At 46.5% G+C, this 7,926-nt stretch carries 9 protein-coding genes; 5 read left to right on the forward strand and 4 right to left on the reverse strand.

The window, feature by feature from the left end:
* Positions 1 to 5 precede the first annotated feature (5 nt).
* From ACFQZI_RS11430 to ACFQZI_RS11440, 3 genes are read left to right on the forward strand one after another with little or no spacing between them, the layout of a single operon-like run.
* On the forward strand, positions 6 to 1,376 hold the full coding sequence (locus tag ACFQZI_RS11430; RefSeq protein WP_377142634.1) for a hypothetical protein: 1,371 nt from the start codon (positions 6 to 8) through the stop codon (positions 1,374 to 1,376).
* An 11-nt stretch (positions 1,377 to 1,387) separates the two neighbouring features.
* Positions 1,388 to 2,221 (forward strand): hypothetical protein, encoded by an 834-nt coding sequence (locus ACFQZI_RS11435; protein ID WP_377142636.1) that lies wholly within the window; start codon positions 1,388 to 1,390, stop codon positions 2,219 to 2,221.
* Positions 2,222 to 2,225: 4 nt separating this feature from the next.
* On the forward strand, positions 2,226 to 2,639 hold the full coding sequence (locus tag ACFQZI_RS11440) for a hypothetical protein (protein ID WP_377142638.1): 414 nt from the start codon (positions 2,226 to 2,228) through the stop codon (positions 2,637 to 2,639).
* Between the two features lie 268 nt (positions 2,640 to 2,907).
* Here ACFQZI_RS11440 and ACFQZI_RS11445 read toward each other — a convergent pair whose 3' ends face one another.
* The 3 genes from ACFQZI_RS11445 to ACFQZI_RS11455 form a co-directional block, all read right to left on the reverse strand.
* Entirely contained in the window at positions 2,908 to 3,318 is a 411-nt protein-coding gene (locus ACFQZI_RS11445; RefSeq protein ID WP_377142640.1) for an alpha-ketoglutarate-dependent dioxygenase AlkB, read from the reverse strand.
* A gap of 626 nt (positions 3,319 to 3,944) precedes the next feature.
* Positions 3,945 to 4,268: a nuclear transport factor 2 family protein gene (locus ACFQZI_RS11450; RefSeq protein WP_377142642.1), complete on the reverse strand. Its 324-nt coding sequence runs from the start codon at positions 4,266 to 4,268 to the stop codon at positions 3,945 to 3,947.
* 33 nt (positions 4,269 to 4,301) lie between these two features.
* Entirely contained in the window at positions 4,302 to 5,096 is a 795-nt protein-coding gene (locus tag ACFQZI_RS11455; RefSeq protein WP_377142644.1) for an SDR family oxidoreductase, read from the reverse strand.
* A 124-nt stretch (positions 5,097 to 5,220) separates the two neighbouring features.
* Here ACFQZI_RS11455 and ACFQZI_RS11460 point away from each other — a divergent pair, with 124 nt between their 5' ends.
* Positions 5,221 to 5,616: a winged helix-turn-helix transcriptional regulator gene (locus tag ACFQZI_RS11460; protein WP_377142646.1), complete on the forward strand. Its 396-nt coding sequence runs from the start codon at positions 5,221 to 5,223 to the stop codon at positions 5,614 to 5,616.
* Positions 5,617 to 5,876: 260 nt separating this feature from the next.
* The gene (locus tag ACFQZI_RS11465; RefSeq protein WP_377142648.1) at positions 5,877 to 6,863 is read left to right on the forward strand and encodes a hypothetical protein; all 987 of its coding nucleotides are present in this window, start codon (positions 5,877 to 5,879) and stop codon (positions 6,861 to 6,863) included.
* Between the two features lie 347 nt (positions 6,864 to 7,210).
* Here the strand turns inward: ACFQZI_RS11465 and ACFQZI_RS11470 are convergent, their stop codons facing one another.
* Positions 7,211 to 7,882 (reverse strand): alpha-ketoglutarate-dependent dioxygenase AlkB, encoded by a 672-nt coding sequence (locus ACFQZI_RS11470; RefSeq protein ID WP_377142650.1) that lies wholly within the window; start codon positions 7,880 to 7,882, stop codon positions 7,211 to 7,213.
* Between the last annotated feature and the right edge of the window lie 44 nt (positions 7,883 to 7,926).

Below are 7,926 nucleotides of genomic sequence, written 5' to 3' on the forward strand. Positions count from 1 at the left end.
GAAGTATGGCAACAATTAACAGACAAGCCGTTGTCGTGATCCACGGCATGGGCGAACAAAGGCCAATGGAAACGCTGCGCAGTTTTGTCAGCGGTATCCGAAGTATCATGACGGAGGACGATGCCGAAAAGAAATCTACCGTCCGCAGCAAACCGGACAGCGTGGGTGATATTTACGAAACTGTAAGGCTGAGCCTGGATACGGCAGTGAATCCGGACGGTACGATCAAACGTCCGAAGACCGATTTTTACGAGTTCTACTGGGCGCATAACATGCGCGGGAACCAGTTTTCGCACATGGTCGCCTGGATGCACCGGCTGCTGTTTACCTGGGTGGCAAAGGTGCCGCCGAGGCTTAGGTCCCTTTGGTGCACGGTCTGGATCATGCTGGTCCTAAGCGTGTTGATGACGATTTACTTTACAAACAGCGCGCGGATCGAAGACTGGAAAAAAGCCCTTGCGCCCATGCTGGCGGCCATTGCGTTTCCATCCCTGCTTGCGCTGGTCGCAAGCTTTGCCAGGAGCCTCTTCCTCAATTCGGCCGGCGATGCGGCACGTTATTTCACGCCGGTACCGGACAATATCGGCGAACGCAGCTGTATCCGGCAGCAGGGGATTGCCTTTTTGAAAAAGCTGCACGAATTGAAAACGGTTGAAAAAGTCGATAGGATCATTATTGTGGCCCATAGCCTGGGCACGGTGGTGGCCTATGACCTGCTTCGTTTGTTGTGGACGGAGTACAATACCATCTATGGCACCACAACGGTGCCGCGCCAGCCCAACCTGTTGAAAATTGACCGTTATTATGATGAAAACTCTCCGCCGCCGGAAGGAAGAGATCAGGCTTTTTATAACCGCCTCATCGAACTTGAGAAAGGTAATCTTGACGCGTTCCGCGATCTGCAAAAGGCCTGCTGGCAGGAGCAGCTAACCGTAGGTAATCCCTGGCTGATCACGGATTTTATAACCCTTGGTGCGGCGATCAATGCCGCGGATTACTTCATGGTCACCAGGGAGCCGATGCAGGAACTGATCGCTCAGCGCGAAATGCCGGTCTGTCCGCCGGTTAAGGATAGGAAGGATTATGCATTCAGTTACAAAAGCGGCCAGAGTTTTCCCGTGGGCAATAAGAATTATAAAGTAAGGCTGCTGCACCACGGGGCGCTGTTTGCGGTCACGCGCTGGACAAACATCTATTACAGCAGCGATTTCGTCGGCGGTCCGATGCAACGAAAGTTCGGTGGTGGTATTAAAGATATCATGATCCCGCGGAAAGCACCCTGGTTCTTTCCCGGCGGACACACCGCCTATTGGGAACAAAAGGATAAAAAAAACGCCCTGAGAGAAATTCTTGAAGCGATGCAACTTGACAACTAACCATATCTCAAATGAAAAAAATACAGTTTCAATTCCTCCTGGTGCTGCTGACAGGCAGCTTAATCTCGGGCTGCGTTTCTTTCAAGGAAGTCGGCACCTTTACCGCCAGCAGTACCAAATCCCTCCAGGAGGCTAAGATCACTTACGGCAATTATCAATATTGCCTGGACACTTGTTTGCTGTCCAAGACAAATTACCGGTATCTGAAAGAACTGAACTGCGAATGCAGCCGGGATTCGCTGCGCGATACGGTCATCGCTAACGAGTATGCGATACTCAGCGGTTACTATGCCGCCCTCACCCAATTGTCCGGGACTTCCGAAATCGCTTTCGGGCCGCTTGGAAAAAGCCTGGCCAAAGGTGATTACGGCATCTTCAAGATCAGCGAAGAACAATCCAATCTGTTTAACGGACTTTCGGCAGCACTGACCAAAGTAGTCACTACAACCTACAAAAACAGAAAACTGAAAAAGTTCATTGCTGCACACAATGACACGGTCAAGCTTTGTTTGGCTACTTTGAAAGGTCAACTGACCTTGCTGCGCTGGAATATTAACGCCACAGAAACCAAGTTCGACAGATTGGTCCGCGGGGTGCTCAGTCAGACGGACACGATAGAACAGGCAGCAGGACAAAAAGTTGCCATCGCCTATATCGTGAACCGGCAGCGGGCGAAGTGGCAGCAGGAAAAACAGCATTGCGATAAGCTGCTGGCCGGTATTCAAACGATAGAGGAGGGGCAGGCCCTGCTGTTCAGCAACGTCAGCAACCTGAAAAGCCAAAGCTTTAAACAAGCGATCTTGAAACTTGCTGGAAACATTATCTATTTAGGATCTAAAGAATAAGACCATGCCTGATCAATCACCCAACGAACAATTCGCGCTGGAAATGGCTGCCATTTTCAACGACGCGCAAATCAAACTAAATGCCTACCTGACAAAAAATGAACCCGAACTCCGTGAGCAAGGATTATATGATGATCTTGACCGTTTGCTCGGTAAACTGCTCGATGTTTACGACCAATATGCCGCTCAGGCCGCCGGCATACTCTATGACGGCAGCGAGGCCATATTCGAAGGCCTGAAGGATGCGACCAAAGAGGTTAAGGCGGCCGTCAAACAGATCGATGACATCAGCAAAACGATTGCTATCGTCGCCGGTGTGGTGTCCTTAGGCCTGGCAGTCCTTTCTGCCGATACCGGCGGCATCAAAGATAGCATTGAAGGAATCATTAAAGCGGCGGCGAAAAAATCAGACGATTGATAATGGGCTCCGATCATTGAGACGAGCCCTACGCCATTTCATTGTGGTCATTTTTAATACCCTTCAAAAGGTGAGACCTTTATTTTTAATAGCCTTAAAGTGTTTATCCGTGCTACCAGTGTAACATTATACTATTTTTCGCCAAAGAGCCACCTATGAGGCCGCTGGTATCGCCAGTAGTTTCTCAAGCATGCCGTAGACTTTGCCGTTCGGGTCAATTGTATGTACTTGTTTCGGCTTCACCTTGCGGTAAGTAATTGATACCCGTCTATCCCGGTGTTGAGCCGCCCCATCGATAACCTCTTTTTTCTCGGGGCGGGATGGCGTGTTTCCATTTTTTCCGGGTATCATCCTGCATCACATACACCGAGCGTCTCGGCACTTCAATGTCGATCACTTCCTCATTCTCACCCTTGATGAACCGCATTATACAGCCGCTTCCCAAGTTCACTCCACAGATCTGGTTTTCGTAATACATTCTATCTGTATGTGGCTTGATCCCTTCACCGGGTACGTATTCGTTGATAATCACCTGGTCAGGAACCAACTGAATAATGCCTTTATCCACCAACTCTGCTGAAAATTCACGCATATGCACCAGCATTTCCAACGGGAAAGGCACCAAGTTGTACGGCTTTTCTAATTCGTTACGATAACCGTAATACTGTAGCCTGCGCATATAATCGACGATCCAGGTTTGGTCGTCAATTTCATTTATGAGTTGATGTTCTCGCGCTTCATCAATAAATCAGGGTAAAGAAAAAATCCAGGTACTGCTGTTTCCATCTTTTGACTAACAATTTCTTTACCGCGAGGTTTTTCGGACAAACTTTTTTAAATGGGTTTGTTATATAGGGGTTAGATTTTTGATCATGAAAAAGAAGATCAGCCTTTTCATTTGTATTTTTTCAGGTTGGCTATCCACTGCTATAGCCCAGGATGCTCCCATCATGGCACTTGACCCGACGCTTATGGCCGGATGGTCGGGCAATCTNACTTGACCCGACGCTTATGGCCGGATGGTCGGGCAATCTCGCCTATGGCAATACATGGGGGCCAAGAGGTTCAACTAAGGCCAAGAGCAACGTGATAGTGTTTAGTTATCCTGATTGATAACAAAAATGTTTAGCCTGATAGTTCACAGTTATCCAACATTTTTAAATAAAGCGAATTTACCAAAGTGTTGATTTTTGGTTCGAACCCCATTTAGGGGCAAAAGAAAGCCCTGCAGTATATGCTGAAGGGCCTTTTGTTTATGGTTATTTTCAAATTGAAAGACCGGATTTGATTTTGCATTACCGGCAATTACCCGGTCACGTTTAATACATCGATAAGACCGTCTTTTAATTTCAAATGAAATTTCAGAACGATCGGGCTTCCGGGAAATGTGCCTGATACCTCTGCGGTCAGCACCCCGTTCGAATCCGACTCATCGTATTGAAGCGGTTTCATGACAGATCTGTATCTCTGATTTGCATCTTCGATCCATGCCCGAACCTCTTCTTTCCCAGTATAGGTCTTGCCTTCGTCATGTACAATGGCAGTCTTGGTAAAACACTCGGTATAAGCCTCGCTGTCGTTAGCGTTCTGGGTTTCTACAAACTGGGCTACTAATTGTGGTAATTCCATGATTTTTATTCGATTAATTATTTACTTGAATTATTAAATGGTTGGTACCGTTCCGCCATCAATGACGAAATTTGTTCCTGTTAAGTAACTGGCTCTTGGAGATACTAAAAAGCCAACCAACTCTGCTACCTCTTCTGGTTCGGCCGGCCTGCCAAAGGGTATTCCACCCAATGCATCCATGACACCTTGCTGAGCATCTTCTACTGTACTATTGGCGTTTCTTGCGATCTCGCCCAACCAGGCTACCGATGCTGATGTATTGATCCAACCTGGCGAAACGGTTAGCACGCGGACTCCTTTTGGAGTAACTTCATTCGATAAGCTTTTACTGTAATTGATCAGGGCCGCTTTTGAAGCTGCATACGGCAAGGTTGAATCATAAAGTGGCAAAATACCCTGGATGGAAGCGATGTGGATGATAACACCGCTTTTCCGCTCGATCATTTGCGGTAAAAATCCCCTGTCAAGCCTGACAGGAGCAAGTAAATTAGCTTGCAGGGTTGATATCCAATCTTCATCATTCAATGCTGAAAAGCCACCTGCAGGTGTTGCAGAAGCACCAAGGTTGTTTACAAGGATATCCAGCCTCCCATGGGTTGACAACACTTCGCTGATCACTTTTTGCGCATCTTCAGCCTTGCTTAGATCGGCAGGAATAAAATGCAGGCTGCTGTTTTCCTTTTCGGGAGCATTCCTCGCAGTTGTTATTACCGTTGCACCAGCTTGCAACAGCCTTTCTGCGATCGCTTTTCCGGCGCCTTTTGTACCACCTGTTACCAGGGCGATCTTTCCGGATAATTCATTATTGTAATTGCTTCGCTCTTTCATATATATTATTTTTTGGGCAAATCTCAGCAGTACATCGATACCATACAATTACGGGCTTACGAATCAAATAGGGATAAATTTATCCGTATTGTTCACTAAATAAGCCTATTGTATATTTGTAAATATGTACGTGAAAAAAATCGCCCCGTCTCTCAATTGCGGCCTTGACCTGATCGGTGAAGTGCTGTATGGCAAATGGAAGATCCGCATCCTTTGGTTCATTCATGAGGGCAATCTACGGCCCAGTGAATTACAACGAACGATACCGGACGCGACACGGCGGGTGCTTAATGTACAGCTGAAAGAGCTTGAAGATCATGAGTTGGTGAACCGGACGATCTATCCCGTTATGCCTCCGAAAGTAGAATACCATCTTACCGACTTTGGCAAAACACTCATCCCGTTGATCCGTTCTATCGGCCTTTGGGGCGATGAACATCAGGAGCGATTACGCAGGGTGATTTTAAAACACAATGCGTCATCGGTAAGCGAACCGGTAATCAATGAAGTATTAAACTGAAGCGACTTTCAGTTCAAACGGCTATGCCGGGTATGGGGATCCCCCATGAATCGGGATAAGATCCCCCGGCTTATTTCAGCCGGCTGTTTTTTATCAAGACCGGTGACTAACCGTCTGCATTTAAAGTTAGTCCCTGGGGCAGCGTAGTGCTGAGGAGACCAATAGTGTTAAGCTTCCAAAATGATAAAATAGTCGTTTGTTTGCGTCCTTTACCGTAGCTTACTGCAATGTATTAATATAAATGACCATAGTCGATCCACATGAAAAACATCAGCAAGGTCTTAACAGGCATTATCTTCTTCCTATCTATTTTTAAGGCTTCGATAACCCTTGGCCAGGGTAAAACGGAGGAAAACACATCAGAGGTCTTAGAGGCGGTCCAAAAAAAGTATGGTCTTGATCCGGGCAAACCTTTGACGCAACGTGTTGAAAGGACCCCTGATGATGTGATCAAAATGTTTCGGGAAGCCGGAATGTCACCTGCGGAGCATCGGCTGACCCAGGAAGAAGCAAGCATTGTCGCTTCAGCTTTTGCGGTGCTCCCGCCTTTGCATCAGCGGGTACTAAAGCAACATTTGAAAAGTATCAGCTTTTTGGACAATATGCCCAATACCGCCTTGACATCTCCGATCACTGATAAAGAGAATGTAAACCTGTACCATATCACCTTCCGGGCGGGCATTCTGCACCAAACGGTATCTGAGTGGTTAACTGAAAAGGAGCGCAAATGCTACACCGCAGCCCCGTCATTATCGATCTCTGTGCAGGCTGGTCTGTTGAGTGCTTTGACCTATGTATTACTGCACGAGGGTACCCATGTAGTAGATGGCTCAATCTATCTTATTTCGGTGGATACGATAGCCGGCAAGCCGCGCATGACCGCTTTTGCCAGGGACTTTTCAAAAGGTGTATGGCGTAACATCAATTCCCATAGCTGGCCATTTAAGGACTCGTTAGTGGTAAAAAGCATATTTAGGCCTGCCGGGCGGCGTTATCTGCCTGCTGAAGCAACGCTGGTATACGGCGAACTTATCCATACACCATTTGTATCCTTATACAGCACGGCCAGCTGGCATGAGGACCTGGCTGAACTTGTTACCGTGTATCACCTAACTAAAGTTTTCAACCAACCCTTCCGTATCCAAATAAAAAAAGAAGGGAAAGTATTACAGGATTTTGAGCCTATGCGGTCCGAAACCGTTCAGAAACGGCTGAGGCTGCTTCAACGGTTTTATGATGATGTTTAGATTATTTCAATCTTAGTAAATATCGAAGTGCTTGAAGAGCTTAAGCCCGGCAGACCATATTTGCCGGGCAGGCATCACTTTTACATATCCTTTATTGGTTTACAAGTGTATCAAATGGTTAAGACAACTCCTAATTAATTCTATGTATGAATGATAGTGTTCTTCCGCAACAATCTATAATCTAGTTCATCATTACTACGAATTTCAACAGGTCTGGGCATGTGCGGACCTGGGTAACTGCCCAGTTCTTAATAATCTCGAAATTGTAAGCCCTTCATCAATGAGAATTGGCGCAACAGACCAGCCTTTACAAAAAGCTACTGCAACTCTCAAATTTACCGCTTAACTTATTTTGCATTGATGTTAAGTAGTTTCTCAAGCATGCCGTAGACTTTGCCGTTCGGGTCAATTGCATGTACTTGTTTCGGCTTCACCTTACGGTAAGTAATTGATACCCGTCTGTCCCGGTGTTGAGCCGCCCCATCGATAACGTCTTTTTTTCGGGGCGGGATGGCGTGTTTCCATTTTTTCCGGGCATCATCCTGCATCACATACACCGAGCGTCTCGGCACTTCAATGTCGATCACTTCCTCATTCTCACCCTTGATGAACCGCATAATACAGCCGCTTCCCAAGTTCACTCCACAGATCTGGTTTTCGTAATACATTCTATCTGTATGTGGCTTGATCCCTTCACCGGGTACGTATTCGTTGATAATCACCTGGTCAGGAACCAACTGAATAATGCCTTTATCCACCAACTCTACTGAAAATTCACGCATATGCACCGGCATTTCCACCGGGAAAGGCACCAAGTTGTACGGCTTTTCTAATTCGTTACGATAACCGTAATACTGTAGCCTGCGCATATAATCGACGGTCCAGGTTTGGTCGTCAATTTCATTTATGAGTTGATGTTCTCGCGCTTCATCAATAAAATCAGGGTAAAGAAAAAATCCAGGTACTGCTGTTTCCATCTTTTGACTAACAATTTCTTTACCGCGAGGTTTTTCGGACAAACTTTTTTAAATGGGTTTGTTATATAGGGGTTAGATTTTTGATC

This window comes from Mucilaginibacter lutimaris, from assembly GCF_042676625.1.
GTDB lineage: Bacteria > Bacteroidota > Bacteroidia > Sphingobacteriales > Sphingobacteriaceae > Mucilaginibacter > Mucilaginibacter lutimaris.

Bases quoted from the DNA above. Each gene is read 5' to 3' on its own strand.
- ACFQZI_RS11430 (WP_377142634.1), top strand. From the start codon at position 6: ATGGCAACAATTAACAGACAAGCCGTTGTCGTGATCCACGGCATGGGC.
- ACFQZI_RS11435 (WP_377142636.1), top strand. From the start codon at position 1,388: ATGAAAAAAATACAGTTTCAATTCCTCCTGGTGCTGCTGACAGGCAGC.
- ACFQZI_RS11440 (WP_377142638.1), top strand. From the start codon at position 2,226: ATGCCTGATCAATCACCCAACGAACAATTCGCGCTGGAAATGGCTGCC.
- ACFQZI_RS11445 (WP_377142640.1), bottom strand. From the start codon at position 3,318: ATGCGCAGGCTACAGTATTACGGTTATCGTAACGAATTAGAAAAGCCG.
- ACFQZI_RS11450 (WP_377142642.1), bottom strand. From the start codon at position 4,268: ATGGAATTACCACAATTAGTAGCCCAGTTTGTAGAAACCCAGAACGCT.
- ACFQZI_RS11455 (WP_377142644.1), bottom strand. From the start codon at position 5,096: ATGAAAGAGCGAAGCAATTACAATAATGAATTATCCGGAAAGATCGCC.
- ACFQZI_RS11460 (WP_377142646.1), top strand. From the start codon at position 5,221: ATGTACGTGAAAAAAATCGCCCCGTCTCTCAATTGCGGCCTTGACCTG.
- ACFQZI_RS11465 (WP_377142648.1), top strand. From the start codon at position 5,877: ATGAAAAACATCAGCAAGGTCTTAACAGGCATTATCTTCTTCCTATCT.